A 24,103-nucleotide genomic window follows, 5' to 3' on the forward strand; every position below is an offset into this window, starting at 1 on the left:
TATCCCTCCCGAAGTGGAGGGCGTCCTGGCGCCCGTGAACGCGTCCGCGCGAAGGAACCTTGCCACCACGCGGCCGCGACCGAAAACCCGAACGGCGGCCGAGATCAGACCGCAGCCCGCAACGCCTCCACGCGGTCCGTGCGCTCCCACGTGAAGCCCGGCAGGTCGCGCCCGAAGTGCCCGTAGGCGGCGGTCGCCGCGTACACAGGGCGCAGCAGGTCGAGGTCGCGGATGATCGCGGCGGGGCGCAGGTCGAAGACGCTCTCGATGGCGGCGGCGATCCGCTCGGTGGGCACGGTCTCGGTGCCGAACGTCTCCACGTACAGCCCGACCGGGTGCGCCTTGCCGATCGCGTACGCGACCTGCACCTCGCACCGGCGCGCCAGCCCCGCGGCGACGACGTTCTTCGCGACCCAGCGCATGGCGTACGCGGCGGAGCGGTCGACCTTCGACGGGTCCTTGCCGGAGAAGGCGCCGCCGCCGTGGCGGGCCATCCCGCCGTAGGTGTCGACGATGATCTTGCGGCCGGTGAGGCCGGCGTCGCCCTGCGGCCCGCCGACGACGAACTTGCCGGTGGGGTTGACGATGAGGCGGGCGTCCGCCGTCTCGACGCCGGTCTCCTGGGCCACCTGGGCCAGCACCGGGGCGATGACGACGTCGGCGACCTCGCGCTGCAGCTTCTCCTGCACGATGTCGGCGTCGTGCTGGGTGGAGAGCACGACGGTGTCGATCCGCACGGGCCGGTCGCCGTCGTACGCCACGGTGACCTGCGTCTTGCCGTCGGGCCGCAGCCCGGGCAGCTCGCCGGAGCGGCGGACGGCCGACAGCCGCTCCGCGAGCCGGTGCGACGTCCAGATGGGCAGCGGCATCAGCGAGGGCGTCTCGTCGGTGGCGTACCCGAACATCAGGCCCTGGTCGCCCGCGCCCTGCGCGTCGAGGGGGTCGCGGTCGAGGCCGGGACCGGAGGCGTCGTCGCGCTCCTCGAGGCTCTTGTCCACGCCCTGCGCGATGTCGGGCGACTGCTGACCGATGGACACCGACACGCCGCACGAGTCGCCGTCGAACCCGATGGCCGACGACGTGTAACCGATGCGGCGCACGACCTCGCGCACGATCTGCGGGATCTCGACGTACGCGTCGGTGGTGACCTCGCCGGCCACGTGCACGAGGCCGGTGGTCACCATCGTCTCGACCGCCACGCGCGAGCGCGGGTCCTGCGCCAGCAGCGCGTCCAGGATCGCGTCGGAGATCTGGTCGCACACCTTGTCCGGGTGGCCCTCGGTCACGGACTCGGACGTGAAGAGGCGCAGCGCATCGGTCATGGCGGACAGCCTACGGGCAGCGGGCCGCCGCACCAGGCCCCCGAGACGGGAAAAGTCTCACATGCTGGGGTGAATCTCAGATGCCGGACAGCGTCTTCGTCACGGCGTCCCAGATCGCGTCGGCGACCTCGCGCTTCGACCCGGCGGCCTCGGCCACGACCTCGCCGCGGCCGTCGAGCACCGTGACGGCGTTCGTCGGTGCACCGAACCCGCGCCCCGAGCCCACGGCGTTCACCGCGAGCAGGTCGGCGCCCTTGCGCAGCGCCTTGCGGCGCCCGTGCTCGAGGACCGATCCGTCGGCGTCCCCGGTCTCGGCGGCGAAGCCGACGACGAGCTGGCCGGGCCGCAGCCGGTCGCGCGCGAGCTCCGCGAGCACGTCCGGGTTCTCGACCAGCGTGATCGGCGCCGGGCCCGTGCCGGGCACCTTCTTGATCTTCGCGTCCGGCACGTCGGCGGGCCGGAAGTCGGCGACCGCCGCGGCCATCACGACGACGTCCGCCTCCGCGGCGCCCGCACGCACGGCGTCGCGCAGCTCGGCCGTGGTCTCCACGGGCACGACGGCGACGCCGGCCGCCCGCGCGGGGGCGCACACCGCGTCGTCCAGGTTGGCCGCCACGAGGGTGACGTCCGCGCCGCGGGCCCGCGCGGCCTCGGCCAGCGCGGCGCCCTGGCGCCCGCTCGAGCGGTTGCCGATGAAGCGCACCGGGTCGATCGGCTCGCGGGTGCCGCCCGCGGAGACGACCACGGTGCGCCCGGTGAGGTCCCCGCCGTGCCCGCCGTCGCGCGCCGCGGCCGCGAGGGCCACCCGGGCGATCTCCTCGGGCTCGGGCAGCCGGCCCGGGCCCGTGTCCGCGCCGGTGAGGCGGCCGGCGGCCGGCTCGATCACCGTGACGCCGCGCTCGCGCAGCGTCACCACGTTGGCGCGGGTGGCGGGGTGCTCCCACATCTCGGTGTGCATGGCGGGCGCCATCACGACCGGGCAGCGCGCGGTGAGGAGCGTCGAGGTGAGGAGGTCGTCCGCACGGCCGGTGGCGGCACGGGCGAGCAGGTCCGCCGTGGCGGGCGCGACGACGACGAGGTCGGCGCCCTGGCCGAGCGCCACGTGCGGCACGTGCGCGACGTCCTCGAAGACCTCGTCGGTGACGGGCTCCCCGGACAGCGCCTCGAACGTCGGCGCGCCGACGAACCGCAGGGCGGAGGCGGTCGGGATCACCCGGACCGCGTGCCCCTGCTCGCGCAGGAGCCGCAGCAGCAGCACGGCCTTGTAGGCGGCGATGCCGCCGCTGACACCGAGCAGGATCCTCATCGCGCGCTACCTCGTCACCGCGGGTCGAAGCCGGTCGACGGCGAGCGTCAGAAGGTGATCTCGTCGCCGGGGTCGACGACCGGCTCCGCGGCGGCCGCGGGCTTCTCCTCGACGGGCGTGGAGGTCAGCAGGCCCTCGTTGATCTCGCGCATGGCGATGGAGAGCGGCTTCTCCTGGTTGCGGGTCTCGACCAGCGGGCCCACGTTCTCCAGCAGGCCCTCGTTGAGCTGCGAGTAGTAGGCGTTGATCTGACGCGCGCGCTGGGACGCGTACAGCACCAGGCCGTACTTCGAGTCCGTGCGCTCGAGCAGCTCGTCGATGGGCGGGTCGGTGATGCCGATGGGCTGGGCCACGGTTCCGGCCATGGGTCACACTCCAGACAAAGTTGGATGACGAGACGTCAGGGGGGTCAGCGGTCCATCCTACCCGCGCTCGGGCCCGGACCGGCAGCCGCCTTGGTCGGCCGCCCTACAGCGCGACCCGGGGCGCGGCGGACGTCACACCCATCACGCGCGCGAGACGGTCGGTGGCGTGCGTGACGTCGTCGTTGACGATCGTCACGTCGAACTCGGACTCGGCGGCGAGCTCGGTCCGCGCCGTGCGCAGGCGCCGCTCGCGCTCCTCCGCGTCCTCCGTGCCGCGGCCGACCAGTCGCCGCACCAGCTCGTCGAAGCTCGGCGGGGCGAGGAAGACGAACTGCGCGGCGAGCCCCCGCGCCGCGACGGCCTCCCGCACCTGGCGGGCGCCCTGCAGGTCGATCTCCAGCAGGGTGGGCACGCCGGCCGCGAGGTGCTCCTCGACCGGCCCACGAGGCGTGCCGTACCGGTGCCGGCCGTGCACCACCGCCCACTCGAGCATCTCGCCGTCGGCGACCATCCGGTCGAACTCCTCGGGCGAGACGAAGAGGTAGTGCACGCCGTGCACCTCGCCGGGGCGCGGCGGCCGCGTCGTCGCCGACACCGACAGCCACACCTGCGGGTAGCGGGCGCGGACGTCGGCGGAGACCGTGCCCTTGCCGACGGCCGTCGGCCCCGCGAGCACGGTCAACCGGGCCGGCGGCGCCCCCGTGTCCGCGCCGACGGTGACGGGGGCTTCCTGCGATGCCGGACGGCCGGCGGGTGGTGCGGAAATGTCAGCCAAACCTCTCGATGAGCGCCGAAGCCTGGTGCGGCCCGAGGCCGCGGACCCGGCGGGTCTCGGCGATCCCGATCTCCTCCATGATCGCCCGGGCCTTCACCTTACCGACCCCGGGGAGCGACTCGAGCAGCGAGACGACCTTGAGCTTGCCGACCATGTCGTCGGTCTTGCCCTTCTCGATCACATCCTTGAGCGAGCCTTGGGAGTACTTCAGCCGGTTCTTGATCTCCGCGCGGACGCGCCGAGCCTCGGCCGCCTTCTCGAGGGCCGCTGCACGCTGTTCCGGGGTGAGAGGGGGGAGAGCCACGCAAGTCACCTACTCTGTCGGTCCGCCTGTGAGGGAACTGCTCCCTCGAAAGTAGCCACGACCTGCGGAGGCGGCAATCCGTAGCGCGGCAACCGCGACCCCACGACCGGGAGGAAAGCGGCATTCGGGTCAGGACATCGTCGCAGGTCGCGCGCCTGCCCGAAAAAGTCCTCCTCGTGCGCGACCGCGCCGCCCTACGGTCGGGGCATGTCGACCGACCCGAGCACGACCCCGGACGCCGTCCAGAACGGCAGCACCGGCACCACCACGGACAGCAGCACGGACAGCAACACCGACCGCATCGACGACGGCTGGTTCCCCGAGAGCGTCGCCGCCCGCTACGACTCCTCCACCGACCGGGAGTTCGACCCGGCGGTCGTCGAGCGCACGGTCGCAGTGCTCGCCGGGCTCGCCGGCGACGGCGCCGCCCTCGAGCTGGCCGTCGGCACCGGTCGCGTCGCCGCGCCCCTCGCACGGCGCGGGGTGCCGGTGCACGGCATCGAGCTGTCCCGGGCGATGGCGGCGCGCGTCGCGGACAAGCCCGGCGGCGACCGGGTGGAGGTGACGATCGGCGACATGACGAGCACCCGCGTGCCCGGCGAGTTCTCCCTCGCCTACCTGGTCTTCAACACCATCGGGAACGTCACGACGCAGGACGGCCAGGTGGACTGCTTCCGCACCGCCGCCGCCCACCTGCGCCCCGGCGGCCACTTCGTCGTCGAGGTCGGGGTGCCGCCCCTGCGGCGGATGCCGCCCGGGCAGGACACCGTGCCGTTCGCGGTCGCGCCCGACGACGCCGGCGGCGGGTACGTGGGCTTCGACCGGCTGGACGTGGTCACCCAGCGGTTCACGTCGAACCACGTGACGGTCGGAGCGGACGGCACCGGCCGGTTCCGGTGGCTGCCGTTCCGGTACGTCTGGCCCGCGGAGCTGGACCTCATGGCGCGGATCGCCGGGATGCGCCTGGTGCACCGCTGGGAGGACTGGGACCGCACGCCCTTCACGGCCGACAGCGAGCGGCACGTGTCCGTGTGGCAGGTCGTCGCCTCCTGACCCCGGGCGCACGGCGCGCGGACGACGACGGGCCCGCCCCAGGAGGAGCAGGCCCGTCGCGCGGTCGGTCGGCGCCTCAGGGGCGCAGCGCGGCCCGCGCGTCCGCGACCGCGGACGCGGCGGCGGCACGCAGCCCCTCGGCGTCGGGACCCGCCGCGAGGACGCCGCGGGAGGACGACGCGAGCACCTGCCGCCGGGCGTCGCCGAAGGCCGAGGCGAGCTCCCGCTCCCCCGCGCCCTGCGCGCCCACGCCGGGGGCGAGCAGCGGCCCGTGCACCGCCACGAGGTCCGTGCCGGTCTCGCGGGCGGCGTCGCCGACGGTCGCGCCGACGACGAGGCCGACAGAGCCCATCGGCAGCCCCTCGGCGACGGCGCCGGCGTTCAGCACGGCCGCCTGGGCGGCGACCGACGCCGCGACGCTCACGCCGTCGGGCCCGACGGCGTGCTGCACCTCGTGCCCCTCCTTGTTGGACGTGAGGCACAGCACGAAGATCCCGCGCCCGGTGCGGGCGGCCAGCTCGGCGGCCGGCGCCAGCGAGCCGAAGCCCAGGTACGGCGACACCGTCACGGCGTCGCCCGCGAGCGGGGACCCGTCGGCCAGGAACGCGTCGGCGTACGCGCCCATCGTCGAGCCGATGTCGCCGCGCTTGGCGTCGACGATCGTCAGCGTGCCGACGGCCCGCGAGGCGGCGATGACGTCCTCCAGCGCGGCGACGCCGGCCGAGCCGTGCCGCTCGAAGAACGCGGCCTGCGGCTTGAAGGCCGCGACCCGCCCGCCGAGCGCGTCCACGACCCGCAGCCCGAACTCCCGGACCCCGGCGGCGTCGTCGCCCAGGCCCCACGCCGCGAGCAGCGACGCGTGCGGGTCGATGCCCACGCACAGGGGGCCGTGGGCGTCCATCGCCGCGGCGAGGCGGGCGCCGAAGGGCGCAGGGGCCGCACCCGTCACCGCGCTCACGCCGGCACCCCCGCCGCCGCACCGGCGCCGAGCCGCTCGCGGGTCGCCGCCGTGTGCTCCTGCAGGCTCGCGACGTCGAACGGACCGCCGCGGACCGCCTCGATGCCCTGCACCGCCGCGGCGAGCTGGTCCACCGTGGTGATCATCGGCTTGTCGGCCGCCGTCGTGGCGGCGCGGATCTCGTAGCCGTCGGCGCGCGCGCCCTGGCCGGACGGGGAGTTGACCACGAGGTCGACGCTACCGTCGGTGATGAGGTCGACGATCGTCGGCTCGCCGTCGGCGCCGCGCCCCTCGGAGAACTTGCGCACCACCGTGCTGCCGATGCCGTTGCGGCGCAGCACCTGCGCCGTGCCGGACGTGGCGAGCACCTCGAAGCCCAGCTCCGCGAGCCGCTTCACCGGGAAGATGATCGAGCGCTTGTCCCGGTCCGCGACCGACACGAACACCCGGCCCGCGGTGGGCAGCCCGCCGAACGCGGCGGCCTGCGACTTCGCGAAGGCGTGCGGGAAGTCCTTGTCGAAGCCCATCACCTCGCCCGTGGAGCGCATCTCCGGGCCGAGCACCGTGTCGACGACCTGGCCCTCGGCGGTGCGGAACCGCTTGAACGGCAGCACGGCCTCCTTGACGGCGAGCGGCGCGCCGAGGTCGAGCGTGCCGCCGTCGCCCTCGGCGGGCAGGACGCCGGCCTCGCGCAGCTCGCCGATCGACTCGCCGACCATCACGCGGGCCGCGGCCTTGGACATCGAGGTGCCCGTCGCCTTGGACACGAACGGGACGGTGCGCGACGCGCGCGGGTTCGCCTCGAGCACGTACAGCACGTCGGAGACGAGCGCGTACTGCACGTTGAGCAGGCCCCGCACGCCGACGCCCTTCGCGATCGCCTCGGTGGAGCGGCGGATGCGCTCGATCTCCGCGGTCGAGAGCGAGACCGGCGGCAGCACGCACGCCGAGTCGCCGGAGTGGATGCCGGCCTCCTCGATGTGCTCCATGACGCCGCCGAGGAACATCTCCTCGCCGTCGTACAGGGCGTCGACGTCGATCTCCATCGCGTCGTCGAGGAAGCGGTCGATGAGCAGCGGCGCGGGCAGCAGGCCGCCCGCCGTGCGCTCGTCCGCGGCGGCGGCCGCGAGCGCCCGCTCGACGTACTCCGTGAGCTGCTCGGCGGAGTACACGATCTCCATGCCCCGACCGCCCAGCACGTACGACGGGCGCACCAGCACCGGGTAGCCGATCGTCTCGGCGACCTCGCGGGCCTGGCCCAGCGAGCGGGCCGTGCCGAACGCGGGGGCCGGCAGGCCGGCGTCGAGCAGGACCTGGCCGAAGATGCCGCGGTCCTCCGCGGCGTCGATCGCCTCGGGCGAGGTGCCGAGGATCGGCACACCCGCGTCCGCGAGGCGCTGCGCGAGGGCGAGGGGCGTCTGCCCGCCGAGCTGCACGATGACGCCCTTGACGGGGCCCGCGGCGAGCTCGGCCTCGTAGACCTCGAGCACGTCCTCGAACGTCAGCGGCTCGAAGTACAGGCGGTCGGAGGTGTCGTAGTCCGTCGAGACGGTCTCCGGGTTGCAGTTGACCATGACGGTCTCGTACCGCTCCGAGAGGGTCAGGGCGGCGTGCACGCACGAGTAGTCGAACTCGATGCCCTGGCCGATCCGGTTCGGGCCCGAGCCGAGGATGATGACGGCCTCGCGCTCGCGCGGCGCCACCTCGGTCTCCTCGTCGTACGACGAGTAGTGGTACGGCGTGCGGGCCGCGAACTCGGCGGCGCAGGTGTCGACCGTCTTGTAGACGGGGCGGACGCCGAGCGCGCGGCGCACCTCGCGGACGGTGGCCTCCCCCGCCGGGCCCATGCCGCGCAGGCGCGCGACCTGCACGTCGGACAGGCCGTGCCGCTTGGCGCGGCGCAGCACGTCCTCCGTGAGGGTCGGGCTGGCGGCGACCTCCGCGGCGACCTCGTTCATGAGCAGGATCTGGTCGAGGAACCAGGGGTCGATCTTGGTCGCGTCGAAGACCGCCTCGAGCGTCGTGTGGCCGGCGACGACGGCGCGCAGCGCCTGCTGGACGCCGACCATGCGGTGCTCGGTGGGTCGCACGATCTCGGCGAGCAGCTGGTCGAGCTCCGCCCCGGACGGCGCGGCGCCGTCCCAGTGGAAGGAGACGCCGCCCTTGTCGATCGAGCGCAGGGCCTTGCCGAGCGCCTCGGTGAAGTTGCGGCCCAGGGCCATGGCCTCGCCCACGGACTTCATGGTCGTGGTGAGCGTCGGGTCGGCGGCGGGGAACTTCTCGAACGCGAAGCGGGGCACCTTGACGACGACGTAGTCGAGCGTGGGCTCGAAGCTGGCCGGCGTGACGCGCGTGATGTCGTTGGGGATCTCGTCGAGCGTGTACCCCACGGCGAGCTTGGCGGCGATCTTCGCGATCGGGAAGCCGGTGGCCTTCGACGCGAGGGCCGAGGACCGCGACACGCGCGGGTTCATCTCGATGACGATGATGCGGCCCGTGTCGGGGTCGACGGCGAACTGGATGTTGCAGCCGCCGGTGTCGACGCCTACCTCGCGGATGACGGCGATGCCGATGTCGCGCAGCTTCTGGTACTCGCGGTCGGTGAGCGTCATCGCGGGCGCGACCGTGACCGAGTCGCCGGTGTGCACGCCGACCGGGTCGACGTTCTCGATCGAGCAGACGACCACGACGTTGTCGTCCTTGTCGCGCATCAGCTCGAGCTCGTACTCCTTCCAGCCGAGGATGGACTCCTCCAGGAGCACCTCGGTGGTCGGCGAGTAGTGCAGGCCCTGGCCGACGATGCGGCGCAGCTCGGCCTCGTCGTAGGCGAAGCCGGACCCGAGGCCGCCCATGGTGAAGGAGGGGCGCACGACCATCGGGTACCCGAGGTCCGTGGCCGCCGCGACGGCCTCCTCGACGGTGTGCACGATGACGGAGCGGGCGGACTCGCCGCCGCACTTCTCGACGACGTCCTTGAACTGCTGGCGGTCCTCGCCCTTCTGGATGGCGGGGATGTTCGCGCCGATGAGCTCGACGTCGTACTGCTCCAGGACGCCGGCCTCGTCGAGGGCGATGGCCGCGTTGAGCGCCGTCTGGCCGCCCAGGGTGGGCAGCAGGGCGTCGGGGCGCTCCTTGGCGATGATCGAGGTGAGCACCTCGGTGGTGATCGGCTCGACGTACGTGGCGTCGGCGAACTCCGGGTCGGTCATGATCGTGGCCGGGTTCGAGTTCACGAGGACGACGCGCAGGCCCTCCTCCTTGAGCACGCGGCAGGCCTGCGTGCCGGAGTAGTCGAACTCGCAGGCCTGCCCGATGACGATCGGGCCGGAGCCGATGACCAGGACGGAGGAGAGGTCGGAACGGCGGGGCATCAGTTCTCCTTCAGCGCGGCCAGCGTGGCGGCGGGGACGGTCACGGGCTCGCGGCTCGTCATGAGCTCGACGAAGCGGTCGAAGAGGTAGGCGCTGTCGTGGGGGCCGGCGGCGGCCTCGGGGTGGTACTGCACGGAGAAGGCCGGCACGTCGAGCGCGGTGAGCCCCTCGACCACCTGGTCGTTGAGGCCCACGTGGGACACGATGACGCGCCCGTAGGCGCGGCCGTCGGTGCGCTCGGCGTCGTGCGGCGCGGTCGACACGGCGTCCAGCGGGGCATCCACGGCGAACCCGTGGTTGTGCGCCGTGACCTCGACCTTGCCCGTGGTGCGGTCCATCACCGGCTGGTTGATGCCGCGGTGGCCGTAGCCGAGCTTGTAGGTGCCGTACCCCAGGGCGCGGCCCAGCAGCTGGTTGCCGAAGCAGATGCCGAAGAACGGGATGCCGCGGTCCAGCACGCCGCGCAGCAGCTCGATCTCGTGCGTGGCCGACGACGGGTCGCCGGGGCCGTTCGAGAAGAACACGCCGGTGGGCGAGCCGTCCGTCGGCAGCAGCGCCTCGATGTCGGCGATCGTGGCCGACTGCGGCACCACGTGCACCCGCACGCCGCGCTGGGCGAGGCGCGCCGGGGTCATGGCCTTGATGCCGAGGTCGACGGCGACGACCGTCGCCAGCGGGTCGCGGCCGGCGAACTCGCCCGACGGCTCCACGACGTACGCGTGCTCGGTGGTGACCTCCGGGGAGAGGTTCGCGCCCGCCATCTGCGGGGAGGCCTGCACCTCGGCGACCAGCTCGGGCACCGAGCGCTCGACGAGCGTGCCGGGGGCCACCTCGCGCACCAGGGCGTCGCCGGAGAAGATGCCGGCGCGCATCACGCCCAGCTCGCGCAGGTGGCGCGTGAGCTTGCGGGTGTCGACGTCGCTGATGCCGACGACGCCCTGCGCCGCGAGCTCCGCCTCGAGGGAGCGGTCCGCGCGCCACGAGGACACGCGGCGGGCCGGGTCGCGCAGCACGTAGCCGGCGACCCAGATCTTGCCGGACTCCGGGTCCTCGTCGTTGATGCCGGTGTTCCCGACGTGCGGGGCCGTCATCACGACGATCTGCCGGTGGTAGGAGGGGTCGGTGAGGGTCTCCTGGTAGCCGGTCATGCCGGTGGAGAAGACGATCTCGCCGAAGGTCGCGCCGCGGGCGCCGTACGCGCGACCCCGGGCGACGGTGCCGTCCTCGAGCACGAGGAGGGCCGCGTGGGGCGCGGGGCTTTGTGCCGGGCTTGATCCCGTGCTGGGCGCGGGGCTGGTCAGGGAGCTGGAGGTCACTGCTCGTCCTTCGGTGCGGGGGCGGAGGTCATGAGGTGGCGCACGGCGTCGACCAGGCGGGAGCGGTCGGGTGCCAGGCGGGTGCGCAGGCCGGTGTCGAGGGCGACGGCGGGCACGCCGTCGCGCGCCGGGTCCTCCCAGGTGACGACGACCAGGCCGTCGGCGCCGACGTACTTGCCGGCCATGCCGGGCGCGAGGCCGACGCCGCGCAGGGCGGTCACGGGCACGAACACGTCCGGGGCGCCGTCGCGCTCGACCAGCACGCCGGCGTCGTGCACGGACACGTGGGCGGTGGAGCGGTCGCCGAGGTGGTGGGCGCCGACGCGGGCCAACCAGTCCCCGGCGAGCGTCGAGGAGACGTAGGTCGCGTCGAGCGGCCCCAGGCGCAGGGCGCCGAGATCCTCGGGGGCCTCGGGCGGCACGGGGACCGTGTCCCGGGTGCGGGCGGCGAGCCGGCGCCGGCCCGTGAGGATCACGAGCAGGAGCAGGACGCCGATCACGACCCAGATCCCGACCGCGACCGGCATGGGGAGGTTCATCGTGCGACTCCCCGCTCGGCCACCGGCGCAGCGGCGGGCTCGACGGGCGAGCCCTCCAGCACCGTGGCACGCCCGCGCAGGAACGTCGCCACCACGCGACCGGGCAGCTCGCGCCCGGCGAAGGGCGTGTTGCCGCTCGCGGTGACCTGGGCGGCGCCGTCGACCAGGCGGGTGGCGGCCGGGTCGACCAGCGTGAGGTTGGCGGGCTCGCCGGCCTCGAGCGGTCGGCCGTGGTCGGCGATCCGACCGATCCGGGCGGGGTTGGTCGACAGGACGCGCGCGACGTCGGCCCAGGTGAGGCGGCCGGTGTCGACCATGGTCTGCTGCACGACCGACAGGGCCGTCTCCAGCCCGGTCATGCCGAACGCGGCGGCGCCCCACTCGCAGTCCTTGTCCTCGCGGGTGTGCGGGGCGTGGTCGGTGGCGACGATGTCGATGGTGCCGTCGGCCAGGCCGGCGCGCACCGCCTCGACGTCCTCGGCCGTGCGCAGCGGCGGGTTCACCTTGAACGTCGGGTCGTAGGTGCGGGCGAGCTCGTCCGTGAGGATCAGGTGGTGCGGCGTCACCTCGGCGGTGACGTCGATGCCGCGTCCCTTGGCCCAGCGCACGATCTCGACCGAGCCCGCGGTCGACAGGTGGCACACGTGCAGGCGCGACCCGACGTGCTCGGCCAGCAGCACGTCGCGGGCGATGATCGCCTCCTCGGCGACGGCGGGCCAGCCGGCCAGGCCGATCTCGGCGGAGACGACGCCCTCGTTCATCTGGGCGCCCTCGGTGAGGCGCGGCTCCTGCGCGTGCTGCGCGACGACCCCGTCGAACGCCTTGACGTACTCCAGGGCCCGGCGCATGAGGATCGGGTCGTGCACGCACTTGCCGTCGTCGGAGAAGACCCGCACGCGGGCGGCGGAGTCGGCCATCGCGCCGAGCTCGGCGAGTCGCTCGCCGCCGAGCCCCACGGTGACCGCGCCGACCGGGTGCACGTCGACCCAGCCGGCCTCCTGGCCCAGGCGCCACACCTGTTCGACCACGCCGGCGGTGTCGGCGACGGGCGACGTGTTGGCCATGGCGTGCACGGCGGTGAAGCCGCCGGCCGCCGCCGCGCGCGTGCCCGACGCGACCGTCTCGGCGTCCTCGCGGCCCGGCTCGCGCAGGTGGGTGTGCAGGTCGACGAGGCCGGGCAGCAGCACGTGGCCGCCGGCCTCGATCTCCACGACATCGTCGCCCGCGGGCACGTCCGCGTCGCCCGGGGCCGCGACCTGGGCGATCACGCCGCCGGACAGGACGACGTCGGCCGGGTCGCCGCCGAGGGGACGGGCCCCGCGCAGCACGTAGGTGGTGGTCACAGGGCGGTCCCTTCGGTGGTGCTCGAGACGGGGGCGGACGAGGAGCTTCCGGACAGCAGCAGGTAGAGCGCGGCCATGCGCACCGCGACGCCGTTGGCCACCTGCTCCACGATGACCGCGCGGTCGGAGTCCGCCGCCTCGGCGGAGATCTCCAGCCCGCGGTTCATCGGGCCGGGATGCATGACGATCGAGTGCGCGGGCAGCAGGGCCAGGCGGCGGCCGTCGAGGCCGAAGTAGCGGGTGTACTCCAGCGGGCTCGGGAAGAACGCCCCCGCTCCCCCGGACATCCGCTCGCGCTGCACCCGCAGCATCATCACGGCGTCCGGCTGCCAGTCCGCGAGCGTGGCGTCCAGGTCGTAGGAGGTGCGGCACGGCCACGCCTCCACCCCGACGGGCAGCAGCGTGGGCGGCGCGACCAGGGTGACCTCGGCGCCGAGCGTGCGCAGCAGCCACACGTTCGCCCGCGCGACGCGCGAGTGCAGCACGTCGCCGACGATCGCGACCCGCACGCCGGCGAGGTCCGCGCCGACGCCGTCGTCCCCGCCGCGGCGCAGGCCGCCGCCGTGGCCGCCGAGGTGCCGGCGGATGGTGTACGCGTCGAGCAGCGCCTGCGTGGGGTGCATGTGCGTGCCGTCGCCCGCGTTGAGCACGGCCGCGTCGAGCCAGCCGGCGTGCGCGAGCTGGTACGGCGCGCCCGAGGCCCAGTGCCGGACCACGACGGCGTCCGCCCCCATGGCGTGCAGCGTGAGCGCGGTGTCCTTGAGGGACTCGCCCTTGGAGACGCTCGACCCCTTGGCGGAGAAGTTGATGACGTCCGCGGACAGCCGCTTGGCGGCCGTCTCGAACGAGATGCGGGTGCGGGTGGAGTCCTCGAAGAAGAGGTTCACCACGGTGCGCCCCCGCAGCGTGGGCAGCTTCTTGATCTCGCGGGACTGCGTCGCGGCCATCTGCGCGGCCGTGTCCAGGAGCTCGATCGCCTCGTCCTTGGCGAGGTCGGCGGTGGAGAGGAGGTGCTTCATCGCGCGGCCCCCTCACCCGGAACCGTGCCGGGCTCGCGCCCGCTGATCACCACGGCGTCCGAGCCGTCCACCTCGGCCAGGAGCACGCGCACGCGCTCCGTCTGGGCCGTGGGGAGGTTCTTGCCCACGAAGTCGGGGCGGATCGGCAGCTCGCGGTGGCCACGGTCCACGAGGCAGGCGAGGCGCACGGCCTGCGGGCGGCCGAGGTCGCCGATCGCGTCGAGGGCGGCGCGGATCGTGCGGCCGGAGAAGAGGACGTCGTCGACGAGGACGACGGTCTTGCCCTCGATCCCCGCGGCAGGCAGGCGCGTGACGCCGACCGCGCGGGTCGGCTGCCGGCGCAGGTCGTCGCGGTACATCGTGACGTCCAGCTCGCCGAGGTCGCGCTCCGGGTCGAAGGCGGGGTCGATGCTCGCGAGCCGCTGCGCGAGGCGGGCGGCGAGGGTGACCCCGCGGGTCGGGATGCCGAGCAGGACGACGTCCTGGGCCCCCTTGGCGCGCTCGACGATCTCGTGCGCGATGCGGGTGAGGGCGCGGGCGACGTCGCTCGCGCCGAGCACGACGGTCCCCTCCGGGGCGTCGGGCATCTCAGGTGTTCCGGGCATGCCGGTGCCAGCAGTCACTGGCGACCTCCTTCTCCGCCTCACGGGACGGTGTTAAAGGGTGTCGTTCACGTGCCCCACCACCATATCCCGTCGCCTCCGCGGTCCCCGTGAGGGTGCCCACGATGCGGGCGCGGCGTACGTCACACGCGACCGCTCCGCACGACGAACAGGCGGTCGCTCCCGGTATCGCGGCGTTCGGGGCCGGGTTCCGGGAGCAACCGCCTGTTCGGCGATCGGACGGGCTGCGTCAGATCAGCAGCGTCGGCTTGATGTCGACGAGCCGGCCCAGCAGGCCGTTGACGAACGACGGCGAGTCGTCGGTCGAGAGCTGGCCGGCCAGGTCGACCGCCTCGTCCACCGCGACGGCGTCGGGGACGTCGTCGTTGTACAGCAGCTCCCAGGTGCCGATCCGCAGCAGCGCACGGTCGACCGCGGGCATCCGCTCCACCGTCCAGCCCTGCGAGTAGGTGGCCAGCAGCTCGTCGATGCGCTCGCGGTGGGCGGCGACGCCCTCCACGAGGTCGACCGTGTACTGCGGCACCGCGGCCTCGGTGTGCGGCTCGATCACCCGGTCCGCGACGAGCACCTGCGGGTCGAGCCCGCGCTGCTCCGCCTCGAAGAGGATGTCGACGGCGCGCTTGCGCGCCTTGGTGCGTGCACCCATGTCAGCAGGCGCCCGTCAGTCGTTCACGCGGCCCAGGTACGACCCGTCACGCGTGTCGACCTTGACCTTGGTGCCCTGCTCGAGGAACAGCGGGACCTGGATCTCCGCGCCCGTCTCGAGCGTGGCGGGCTTGGTGCCGCCGGTGGAGCGGTCGCCCTGCAGGCCCGGCTCCGTGTAGGTGATCTCGAGGACCACGGACGACGGGAGCTCGACGTAGAGCGGGGTGCCGTCGTTGGAGGCGACCATGATGTTCATGCCCTCGAGCATGTAGTTGCTCGCGTCGCCGACGGTGGCGGCCGGAACCGTGATCTGGTCGTACGTGTCGGTGTCCATGAAGACGTAGTCGGCGCCGTCCATGTACAGGTACTGGAAGTCGCGGCGGTCCACGTTCGCGGTCTCGATCTTGACGCCCGCGTTGAAGGTCTTGTCGACCGTCTTGCCCGACACGACGTTCTTCATCTTGGTGCGGACGAACGCGCCACCCTTGCCCGGCTTGACGTGCTGGAACTCGATGATCGTCCAGAGCTGACCGTCGATGCGGAGCACGGTGCCGTTCTTGATGTCGTTGGAGGTAGCCACGTTTCTTGTTCGTCCTCAGATCGGGGGTGGGGTCGGGTACGGAGCGGAAGTCGTGCGGACGTCCTGCGGGATGTCGACGTGCCGGGCCGCAGAGAGCCCGGAACATTCTACAGCGCGACCAGCAGCCCGTGCCCCGCGATGCCGAGGGCGGCCGACCACGCGAGCGACGCCAGCGTGCCGACGACGAACCGCTCGCTCGCGACCGGATGCTCGCGCAGCTCGGGGAACCGGCCGAGCCCCTTGACCGCGACGACGACGGCCACGCCCTCCGGGTAGCCGGCGAGCAGCGAACCCGTGACGCACAGCCGCTCGAGCAGCCCGATCCAGGTGCCGCCGCGCAGCACGGCGACCGCCTCCGCCGCCGCCTGCGGCTCGCGCTCCGCGTGCCGCAGCACCCACGGCACGAGCCAGGCTCCGCCACCCACGCTCGCGGCCAGGCCCACGACCCACACCGCGACGTCCGCCGCCACCGCTGCGAAGCTCACCGTGCGCGCCCCTCCCCCGTCTCGTCGTCGCCGGAATCGTCACCGGCACCATTACCGGCATCGTCGTCACCACCGCCACCGGCATCGTCGTCCGGGACACCGACACGGTCGTCGGTGCCGTGGGCCGGGTCGGCGCCGGCCGCCCGCAGCAGGCGCGCCGCGAGCGGCCGGGCGGCCAGGTCCTCGGCCCACAACGCGGCGCGCAGCCGCTGGCTCACCGCCTGCTCGCTCACCCCCAGCGCCGCCGCCGACGCCCGCTGCGGCGCCGGGCCCCGCTGCGCGACGAGCGTGTCGACGGCTTCCCACCCGGCCGCGGAACGGCGCGCGACGACGGCCCCCAGCAGGTGGAGGAGCGCCTGCGCGTCCGCGGTCACCGTCGCGCGCGGCTCCTCGTCCGGCCCGACCACGGCCAGGGGCACGCTGCCCCGCCCGCGCCGCTTCGCCCGCTCGACGGCCGTGCGGGCCCGCACGAACGCCGGCCCGGACGCCGCGCGCGACTCCTCGGGCAGCGGCCGGTCGACCGCGCCGAGCCCGACGCCCACCGACCAGCCGCCGTCGCGCACCAGGTCGAGGACGACGTCCACGGCGAGCGCGGCGCCGTCGTCGTCCGCGGCCAGCACCCCCTGCAGCTCGTCGCCGACGGTCCGGTCGAACGGCAGCACGACGCCGGGCCTCTCCGCAGTGCGCGCGCCGACGAGTGCCAGCGCCTCGGGCACGCGGTCGGGCCCCCGGGTGCTGCCCCGCTGGTCCGCGGTCACGACGATCATGATTCAAGGCTAGAGCCTTGTGGAGCAATCAACAAGGCTCATGGGTTGATACTGCTCAAGGCCTGACCCTGGAGACTCGGACCTTCAGGGACGCAGCTTGTGCGCGAGGGCGCCGAGTGCCAGGCGGTACGAGTCGAAGCCGAAGCCCGCGATCGTCCCCGTCGCGATGCCCGCCACCACGGAGTAGTGCCGGAACGACTCCCGCGAGGCCGGGTTCGACAGGTGCACCTCGACGAGCAGCAGGCCGGACGTCGTCACCTGCGCCGCCGCGTCGCGCAGCGCGTAGCTGTAGTGCGTGAACGCGGCCGGGTTGAGCACCACGTGCGCGCGGGCGTCCACGGCCTCGTGCAGCCAGCCCACGAGCTCCGACTCGTCGTCGGTCTGGCGCACGTCGACGGTGACGCCCAGCTCGCTCCCCCAGACCGCGGCCTCCCGCTCGAGGTCGGCCATGGAGGCGTGACCGTAGATCTCGGGCTCGCGCACGCCGAGCCGACCGAGGTTGGGACCGTTGAGGACGAAGACGTGAGTCATGGCCCGAGGGTACGGCGACTCCCCCGCGACCGCCCCGGACGTCCGCTCAGGCGGACGCGCGCTCCACCAGGTGCATCTCGAGCACCTCGGTCCGCGGGCCCGCCCCGGCGATCATGTCCAGCGCGAGCCGTGCGGCCACCTGGCCCTCCTCGACGAGCGGCTGCGCGACCGTGGTCAGCGGCGGTGACGCGGTCGCGGCGATGGCGTGGTCGTCGAACCCGACCACGACGACGTCCTCGGGCACCCGGCGCCCCGCCGCGCGCAGGGCGGCGAGCGCTCCCAGGGCGATGCGGTCCGAGCCGGCCAGGATCGCGTCCACGTCCGGATGCCTCTCGACCAGTCGTGCCGTCGCCGAGAGGCCACCGGCGGCGTCCCAGCCGGTGTGCACGACGCGGTCCGGGTCGATGCGGTCCCCGAGCACCTCGGTGTAGCCGCGCAGCCGGTCGGACGTCGCGGGGTTGTCGGCGGGCCCGAGGACGGCCGCGACCCGCGACCGCCCGTCGTCCGCCACACGCTGCGCGGCGAGGCGCGCGCCGCGCACGTCGTCGGAGTAGACGGTGGAGAACGTCCCCTCGTGCGGCGAGTCGACGAGCTGGCCGCAGAGCACGACCGGCAGGCCCGTCCCTGCCAGGAGGTCCAGGAGGTCGGTGCCGCGGTACGGCGTGAGGTGGACGACGGCGTCGACGGAGCGGCGGCTGAAGCTGCGCAGGGCCAGGGCGCGCTCCGAGTCGCTGGACGCCTGGACGATCACGGGCAGGAACCCGCTGCCGGTGAGGCCTTCGGCGATGCCGCGGAGCATCCGGCCGTACGTCGGGTCGTCGAACAGCTCGTCGAGCGGCTCGGTCACCAGCACGCCGACGGTCTCCGCGCGGCCGGTGGCGAGGGCCCGGCCCCGGGCGTTCATCACGAAGCCGGTCCGCGCGACGGCGTCCTGGACCGCTCGCTTGGTGGCGTCGGTCACGAGGTCGGAGTCGTTGAGGGCGCGCGAGGCCGTCGCGCGGGAGACCCCGGCCTCACGGGCGACGTCGGTGATCGTCACGGCGCGCGGGGCGCCACGCCTGGCTCGCGGCATCGGGACCTCTCCGCACGGGGCGAGGTGCGCCCGTGACCTGGCCGAACGGTGGTGGACGGTGCCCAGTATCGCGCACCGGCGCACCCGGAGGCTGGTGTCGGGGCGGCGCCGTGCGAGGCACCGCCTGGTTGACCCTTCCAAATGAAACCGGTTACATTCCGGGACATGCCCCTCCTGCCCACGGATCCCGCCAGCGCCGGCGCGAGCGACGCCGCCGTGCACGACTGGGAGAACCCCGCCCTCACCGGCCGCCACCGGCTGCCCGCCCGGGCCTACTTCTTCGGCTACGAGACGTCGGAGCTCGCCGCGACGACGGACCGGCGCCGCTCGCGGGGCTTCGTCGACCTCACCGGCGCGTGGCGGTTCCGGCTCTTCGACCACCCTGCCCGCGTCCCGGCCCACGCCCTGGCCGAGCCCGCGGCGGACTGGGACGTCGTGCGGGTGCCGCACCTGTGGCAGGTCGACGGCTACGGCCGGCTGCAGTACACCGACGAGGGCTACCCCTTCCCCGTGGACCCGCCGCGCGTCCCCGCCGACGACCCGACGGGCGTGTACCAGCGCACCGTCGTCCTCCCCGAGGCCCCGACGAGCGACCGACGGGTCCTGCGCTTCGACGGCGTCGAGAGCTACGCGGAGGTCTACTGGGACGGCGCGTTCGTCGGGATGACGAAGGGTTCGCGCCTCAGCGCCGAGTTCGACGTCACGGACGTCGCCCACCCGGGCGAGAACCACCTGGTCGTCAAGGTGCTGCAGTACTCCGACGGGACGTACCTCGAGGACCAGGACATGTGGTGGGCCTCCGGGATCTTCCGCGACGTCTACCTCCTGTCCCGCCCCGCGGCGCACCTCGCCGACTTCCACGTGCGCACGCACCGGCTCGACGCCGACCGCGCGGAGGTCACGCTGTCCGCGAGCGCCGTCGGTGACGTGGAGGTGACGTGGGAGGTCCGCGAGGGCGGGCGCGTGGTCGCGACCACGCCGGTCGTCCCGGGGACGGACGCGACGCTCGTCGTCGAGGGCGCCCGGTTCTGGAACCCGGAGGACCCGTACCTGTACGACATGCGCCTGGTGGTGCGCGGCGCGGACGGCACGGTGGAGCACGTGCCGCACCGGCTCGGGCTGGCCGAGGTGACGATCGTGGACGGCCGCCTGCTGCTCAACGGTGCGCCGTTCATGATGCACGGCGTCAACCGGCACGACCACGACGACCGCCGCGGGCGCGCCGTCGGGATGGCGCGGGTGGAGCGCGACCTGCACCTGATGAAGCAGCACAACGTCAACGCGGTGCGCACGGCGCACTACCCGAACGACCCGCGGTTCTACGAGCTGTGCGACCGGATCGGCCTGCTGGTCCTCGCCGAGACGGACCTGGAGACGCACGGTTTCGCGAACGTGGGCGACCTGTCGCGGCTGACGGACGACGCAGCCTGGCAGGCGGCGTACGTGGACCGGATCGAGCGGCACGTGCTGGCGCAGCGCAACCACGCGTCGGTGGTGATGTGGTCGCTGGGCAACGAGTCGGGGTACGGGTGCAACATCCCGGCGATGTACGCGCGCTGCACGGAGCTGGACCCGTACCGGCCGGTGCACTACGAGGAGGACCGTGACGCGGAGGTGGTCGACGTCGTCTCGACCATGTACTCCCGCGTCTCGCAGATGAACGACCTGGGCGAGCACCGGCACCCGAAGCCGCGGATCATCTGCGAGTACGGGCACGCGATGGGGAACGGTCCGGGTGGCCTGGCGGAGTACCAGCGGGTCTTCGAGGCCTGGGACGCGATCCAGGGGCACTTCGTGTGGGAGTGGTGCGACCACGGGCTGGTCGCGACGACCGACGACGGCCGGGAGTACCACGCGTACGGCGGGGACCACGGGGACGTGCCGAACAACGGCAGCTTCTGCATCGACGGCCTGGTGTTCCCGTGGCAGGAGCCGAGCCCGGGGCTGCTGGAGTACAAGCAGGTGATCTGCCCGGTGCGCGTCGCCTGGGCCGATGGCGTGTGCACGGTGACGAACCGGCGCTGGTTCACGGACCTGTCGGACGTCGTGGTGGTCGTCGAGACCCTGCACGACGGCCGGGTGGTCGGGACGCGCACGCTCACGCCGGGCCCCGTCGCCCCGGGAGGGTCGTGGGAGGTCCCGGTGTCCCCGGAGATCGCCCGGCACGGCGAGACGCACCTGACCGCGCGGGTGCTCTCGACCGCCGCGCACGAGTGGGCTCCGCCGATGCGCGAGCTGGGCCGCTTCCAGGTCGCCGTCGCCGACCAGCCGCGCCGGCCGGCGAGCGTCGGGCGGGCCTCGGTGGACGCCGTGGTGGACGGGGTGTCCCTGGTCGTGACGACGCCCGAGGAGGACCGGTTCACGGTCGACCTGCTCTCGGGCGACCTGTCGTGGCACCGGGGCGGCCGGGACCTGCTGGCGGCGCCGCCGCGGGTCGGTTTCTGGAAGCCGCTGGTGGACAACCACCAGCAGGAGAACGACGAGCTCTGGGCGCCCCGCTTCCTGTCGCTCCTGCAGACGTCGGTGCGCGACGTGTCATGGTGCGAGCGCGACGGCGCCGTGGTGGTGGAGGTGTCGGCGCGCGTGGCGCCGCCGACCCTCGACATCGGCGTCGCCGTCGGGCTCACGTGGACGATGGCGGCGGACGGCGTGCACCTGGCGGTGACGGGCGAGCCGGTGGGTGACTACCGCGACATCGTGCCGCGCATCGGCCTGTCGTTCGCGGTGCCGGGCGACCTGCGGTCGGTGGACTGGTTCGGGCTCGGCCCGGGCGAGAACTACCCGGACTCGCGCGCGGCCGCCACGGTGGGCCGCTGGCACGACGACGTGGACGCGATGTTCACGCCCTACGTGGTGCCGCAGGACTGCGCCAACCGCGGTGACGTGCGGTGGGTGACGCTCACCGACGCGCACGGCGACGGTCTGGCTGTCCGTGCGGCGGGCGACGAGCGGTTCGCCTTCTCGGCATGGCCGTACTCGGCCGGGGCGATCGACGCGGCGCGGCACCGCACGGACCTCGTGCCGGAGGACCGGGTGACGGTCAACGTCAACCACCGGGTGCTCGGGCTCGGGTCGAACTCGTGGGGCAGCGAGGTGCTGGACGGCTATCGGGTGCGCCTGGAGCCGTTCCGGTTCGAGCTCGACCTGCGCGCCGTGTCCGCGGCGGCACCCCACCACGACGAAGGGATCGGATCGTGAGGACCTTCCGCGACCACGCGCACCTCGAGGAGGTCCTCGGGGGCGTGACGAAGTGGGACCGAACCCTGCAGGCGCTGCGCGCCGAGGACCGGCTCCCGGGCGTCATGTACTCCGTGGGCGACTCGCTCACGGCGATGCGGGCTCGCACGAGCGCGCTGGCCACCGACGAGCTGGTCGCGCGGCGGCGGTACCTGCTGGTGCTCTCGCCCGTGGACGGGGACGCGGCGGTGGACGTCGCCCCCGTGGCCGGGCTGGAGGTCGCCGTCCCGTACAGCGACCTCACCGACCGCGCGCACCTGCGCGGCGCCGCCGAGCGGTGCACGATCCCGCGGGGATCCGTGCTCGTCGTCGGCCCCGACGAAGCCGCACGGGTCCTGCCCGACCCGGACACGACGGTGACGGTGGCCCACGTCACCGTCGAGGGCGCCACCTTCCACAACAAGTAGCCGTACCCACCACCCACAGCAAGGAACATTCGATGACGAATCGCCGGTCGATCGGTGCGGTGATCCTGTTCAGCATGGTCATCGCGGCGGTCTTCAACTTCCGCAACGTGGTCAACAACTACGTCTCGATCGGGACGCTCGCCGCCCCGATCTTCCTGCTCGCCACGATCCTGTACTTCGTGCCGTTCACCCTGGTGATCGCGGAGATGGTGAGCCTCAACCGCCGGTCGGAGTCCGGCGTCTACCAGTGGGTGAAGTCGTCCCTCGGCGGGCGCTGGGCCTTCTTCACGGCGTTCTGCTACTGGTTCGTGAACCTCTTCTACTTCATCTCGCTGCTGCCGATCGTGCTGGTGTACGCCGGCTACATGATCCTGGGCGAGGAGTGGACGATGCAGCCCTGGCTCATCGCCGTCCTGTCGGTGGTGATCTTCCTCGTCGCCACGTGGGTGTCGACGAAGGGGGCGCGCTGGATCGGCAGCGTGACGTCGTTCGGCTCCACGCTGATGCTGGTCATGGCGCTGCTGTTCATCGTGGCGGGCGTGGGCGCGCTGCTGGGCGGCATCACCCCGGCCAACGACCTGTCCCCCGCCGGGATGCGCCTGGACCCGGGCTCCGGCATCACCGCGTGGGCGTTCCTCGGCACGCTGGCGTGGATCATCCAGGGCGTGGGCGGCGCGGAGTCGATCGGCGTCTACCTCAACGACCTCAAGGGCGGCGTGCGCGCGTTCGTGCGCACGATCGTCGTGTCCGGCATCGCGATCGGGCTGCTCTACTCCCTCGGCACGTGGCTGATGGGCGTGTTCGTGGAGAAGGAGAGCGTGTCGTACAGCAACGGCATCTTCGTGACGATGCAGGCGGCGGCCGGGTACTTCGGCCTGCCCGGTGACGTGGTGGTCCGCGTCGTGGGCGTCATCATGCTGGTCGCGACGCTGGGCGGCCTGCTGATCTGGACGTCGGCGCCGGTGAAGATCTTCTTCTCGGAGATCCCGGGCGGGATCTTCGGCCGCCGTGTGGTGGCGCTCAACGACCAGGGCGTGCCGGTGGCGGGCGCGTGGATCCAGTTCGCGATCGTCGTGCCGCTGCTCCTGATCCCGACGCTGGGCGCGGGCAGCTCGATCGACGACCTGCTGCGCATCGTCACGAACATGACCGCGGCGACGGCGCTGCTGCCGCCGGCGCTCATCCTCGTCGCCTACCTGGTGCTGCGGTGGCGGTTCGAGGGCACCGTGCGGGAGTTCCGGTTCGGCTCGCGGGGCACGGGCCTGGCGATGTCCGTGTTCCTGCTCGTGGTGTTCGCCGTGGCGTTCGTGGCGTCGACGTTCCCCGAGGGGCAGGCGCTGTGGTTGACCCTGGCGTACAACGTGGGCGGCGTCGTCGTCTTCCTGGGCGCCGCGCTCCTGTGGTACCAGCGGTACGTGCGCCGGCTCCGGGCCGCGTCGCCGGAAGAGGCCGACGCGGAGCTCGCGCCCACGGCGCCGCTCCGCTCGGCGGAGAACGCCGCGGAGCTCGCGGAGGGCACGCCGGCCTCGGCCTGACCGGAGGCCCCCAGGCAGCACGGAGCCCCACGGCCCCGGCCCGCCACGGCTGCGACGACCGGTCAGTCCGGGTCGTCGACCAGCAGCCGGCGCGGGCCGGGGCCGTCGTCGCCGAGCGCGTCGTGCGGGTTGGCGAGCACGCACCGGCTCAGGGACAGGCAGCCGCACCCGATGCAGTCCGTGAGGTCGTCGCGCAGGCGCTCGAGCTGCGCGATCCGCGCGTCCAGGTCGGTGCGCCAGGCCTTGGACAACCGCTCCCAGTCGCGGACGTTCGGCGCGCGGTCGGCGGGCAGCGTCCTCAACGCCTCCGCGATGCGCGCCAGCGGGATCCCGACCCGCTGGGAGACCCGGATGAACGACACCCGGCGCAGGACGTCACGCCGGTAGCGTCGTTGGTTGCCCGACGTGCGACGACTGGTGATCAGCCCCCGACGCTCGTAGAAGTGCAGCGCGGACACGGCGACCCCGCTGCGGGCGGACACCTCCCCGACCGTCAGCTCCACGTGGTCCCACGGGACCTTCTCCGTGACCTGCTCCGGCACGCTCGCAC

Annotated in this window: 23 protein-coding genes; 4 read left to right on the plus strand and 19 right to left on the minus strand. The window is 73.4% G+C overall.

All coding sequences use genetic code 11. The features are described from left to right. Positions 1–104: 104 nt before the first annotated feature. From metK to mihF, 5 genes are all read right to left on the minus strand, one after another. Positions 105–1,322: a methionine adenosyltransferase gene (metK, locus tag ACQP60_RS06030; RefSeq protein ID WP_429729358.1), complete on the minus strand. Its 1,218-nt coding sequence runs from the start codon at positions 1,320–1,322 to the stop codon at positions 105–107. A 76-nt stretch (positions 1,323–1,398) separates the two neighbouring features. Beyond that, positions 1,399–2,628 carry a bifunctional phosphopantothenoylcysteine decarboxylase/phosphopantothenate--cysteine ligase CoaBC gene (gene coaBC, locus ACQP60_RS06035; RefSeq protein ID WP_429729359.1) on the minus strand — a complete coding sequence of 410 codons (1,230 nt, stop codon included), beginning with the start codon at positions 2,626–2,628 and terminating at the stop codon, positions 1,399–1,401. Positions 2,629–2,675: 47 nt separating this feature from the next. After that, positions 2,676–2,993: a DNA-directed RNA polymerase subunit omega gene (gene rpoZ / locus ACQP60_RS06040; protein ID WP_429729360.1), complete on the minus strand. Its 318-nt coding sequence runs from the start codon at positions 2,991–2,993 to the stop codon at positions 2,676–2,678. A gap of 103 nt (positions 2,994–3,096) precedes the next feature. Further along, entirely contained in the window at positions 3,097–3,675 is a 579-nt protein-coding gene (gene gmk, locus ACQP60_RS06045; protein ID WP_429729362.1) for a guanylate kinase, read from the minus strand. 85 nt (positions 3,676–3,760) lie between these two features. Next, complete coding sequence (gene mihF / locus ACQP60_RS06050; RefSeq protein ID WP_429729364.1) at positions 3,761–4,072, minus strand: integration host factor, actinobacterial type; 312 nt, start codon at positions 4,070–4,072, stop codon at positions 3,761–3,763. A gap of 207 nt (positions 4,073–4,279) precedes the next feature. Between mihF and ACQP60_RS06055 the strand changes: the two genes are divergently transcribed. Then, positions 4,280–5,125: a class I SAM-dependent DNA methyltransferase gene (locus tag ACQP60_RS06055; protein ID WP_429729366.1), complete on the plus strand. Its 846-nt coding sequence runs from the start codon at positions 4,280–4,282 to the stop codon at positions 5,123–5,125. Positions 5,126–5,201: 76 nt separating this feature from the next. Here ACQP60_RS06055 and pyrF read toward each other — a convergent pair whose 3' ends face one another. From pyrF to ACQP60_RS06120, 13 genes are all read right to left on the minus strand, one after another. Next, entirely contained in the window at positions 5,202–6,074 is an 873-nt protein-coding gene (pyrF, locus tag ACQP60_RS06060) for an orotidine-5'-phosphate decarboxylase (protein ID WP_429729970.1), read from the minus strand. A gap of 5 nt (positions 6,075–6,079) precedes the next feature. Continuing rightward, positions 6,080–9,454, minus strand: a complete 3,375-nt coding sequence (carB, locus tag ACQP60_RS06065) for a carbamoyl-phosphate synthase large subunit (protein WP_429729367.1) — start codon at positions 9,452–9,454, stop codon at positions 6,080–6,082. After that, positions 9,454–10,755: a glutamine-hydrolyzing carbamoyl-phosphate synthase small subunit gene (gene carA, locus ACQP60_RS06070; RefSeq protein ID WP_429729973.1), complete on the minus strand. Its 1,302-nt coding sequence runs from the start codon at positions 10,753–10,755 to the stop codon at positions 9,454–9,456. Before carA ends, carB begins: the two co-directional genes overlap by 1 nt. An 11-nt stretch (positions 10,756–10,766) precedes the next feature. Continuing rightward, positions 10,767–11,309: a PH-like domain-containing protein gene (locus ACQP60_RS06075; protein ID WP_429729369.1), complete on the minus strand. Its 543-nt coding sequence runs from the start codon at positions 11,307–11,309 to the stop codon at positions 10,767–10,769. Next, the gene (locus ACQP60_RS06080) at positions 11,306–12,652 is read right to left on the minus strand and encodes a dihydroorotase (RefSeq protein WP_429729371.1); all 1,347 of its coding nucleotides are present in this window, start codon (positions 12,650–12,652) and stop codon (positions 11,306–11,308) included. The genes ACQP60_RS06075 and ACQP60_RS06080 overlap by 4 nt, the downstream gene beginning before the upstream one ends. Next, positions 12,649–13,671, minus strand: coding sequence for an aspartate carbamoyltransferase catalytic subunit (locus ACQP60_RS06085; protein WP_429729373.1), 1,023 nt, complete (start codon positions 13,669–13,671; stop codon positions 12,649–12,651). The genes ACQP60_RS06080 and ACQP60_RS06085 overlap by 4 nt, the downstream gene beginning before the upstream one ends. Beyond that, entirely contained in the window at positions 13,668–14,276 is a 609-nt protein-coding gene (gene pyrR, locus ACQP60_RS06090; protein ID WP_429729975.1) for a bifunctional pyr operon transcriptional regulator/uracil phosphoribosyltransferase PyrR, read from the minus strand. Before pyrR ends, ACQP60_RS06085 begins: the two co-directional genes overlap by 4 nt. Positions 14,277–14,523: 247 nt before the next feature. Beyond that, positions 14,524–14,940 carry a transcription antitermination factor NusB gene (nusB, locus tag ACQP60_RS06095; protein ID WP_429729375.1) on the minus strand — a complete coding sequence of 139 codons (417 nt, stop codon included), beginning with the start codon at positions 14,938–14,940 and terminating at the stop codon, positions 14,524–14,526. A 15-nt stretch (positions 14,941–14,955) separates the two neighbouring features. Beyond that, positions 14,956–15,519 carry an elongation factor P gene (gene efp / locus ACQP60_RS06100; protein WP_429729377.1) on the minus strand — a complete coding sequence of 188 codons (564 nt, stop codon included), beginning with the start codon at positions 15,517–15,519 and terminating at the stop codon, positions 14,956–14,958. A 107-nt stretch (positions 15,520–15,626) separates the two neighbouring features. Continuing rightward, a complete protein-coding gene (locus tag ACQP60_RS06105; protein ID WP_429729379.1) occupies positions 15,627–16,004 on the minus strand; it encodes a hypothetical protein in 378 nt (125 codons plus the stop codon). Next, complete coding sequence (locus ACQP60_RS06110; protein ID WP_429729381.1) at positions 16,001–16,771, minus strand: hypothetical protein; 771 nt, start codon at positions 16,769–16,771, stop codon at positions 16,001–16,003. Before ACQP60_RS06110 ends, ACQP60_RS06105 begins: the two co-directional genes overlap by 4 nt. 84 nt (positions 16,772–16,855) lie before the next feature. Continuing rightward, positions 16,856–17,302: a type II 3-dehydroquinate dehydratase gene (locus tag ACQP60_RS06115; protein WP_429729383.1), complete on the minus strand. Its 447-nt coding sequence runs from the start codon at positions 17,300–17,302 to the stop codon at positions 16,856–16,858. 46 nt (positions 17,303–17,348) lie between these two features. Beyond that, positions 17,349–18,374, minus strand: coding sequence for a LacI family DNA-binding transcriptional regulator (locus ACQP60_RS06120; RefSeq protein ID WP_429729384.1), 1,026 nt, complete (start codon positions 18,372–18,374; stop codon positions 17,349–17,351). A 165-nt stretch (positions 18,375–18,539) separates the two neighbouring features. On the opposite strand from ACQP60_RS06120, the gene ACQP60_RS06125 reads away from it, so the two are divergent. From ACQP60_RS06125 to ACQP60_RS06135, 3 genes are read left to right on the plus strand one after another with little or no spacing between them, the layout of a single operon-like run. Then, the gene (locus ACQP60_RS06125; protein WP_429729386.1) at positions 18,540–21,572 is read left to right on the plus strand and encodes a glycoside hydrolase family 2 TIM barrel-domain containing protein; all 3,033 of its coding nucleotides are present in this window, start codon (positions 18,540–18,542) and stop codon (positions 21,570–21,572) included. After that, a complete protein-coding gene (locus ACQP60_RS06130; protein WP_429729387.1) occupies positions 21,569–22,018 on the plus strand; it encodes a NanQ anomerase/TabA/YiaL family protein in 450 nt (149 codons plus the stop codon). The genes ACQP60_RS06125 and ACQP60_RS06130 overlap by 4 nt, the downstream gene beginning before the upstream one ends. Positions 22,019–22,050: 32 nt before the next feature. Then, complete coding sequence (locus tag ACQP60_RS06135) at positions 22,051–23,553, plus strand: amino acid permease (RefSeq protein WP_429729389.1); 1,503 nt, start codon at positions 22,051–22,053, stop codon at positions 23,551–23,553. 62 nt (positions 23,554–23,615) lie between these two features. Here the strand turns inward: ACQP60_RS06135 and soxR are convergent, their stop codons facing one another. After that, positions 23,616–24,095 (minus strand): redox-sensitive transcriptional activator SoxR, encoded by a 480-nt coding sequence (gene soxR / locus ACQP60_RS06140; protein ID WP_429729390.1) that lies wholly within the window; start codon positions 24,093–24,095, stop codon positions 23,616–23,618. Between the last annotated feature and the right edge of the window lie 8 nt (positions 24,096–24,103).

The organism is Isoptericola variabilis (assembly GCF_050311655.1).
GTDB lineage: Bacteria > Actinomycetota > Actinomycetes > Actinomycetales > Cellulomonadaceae > Isoptericola > Isoptericola variabilis.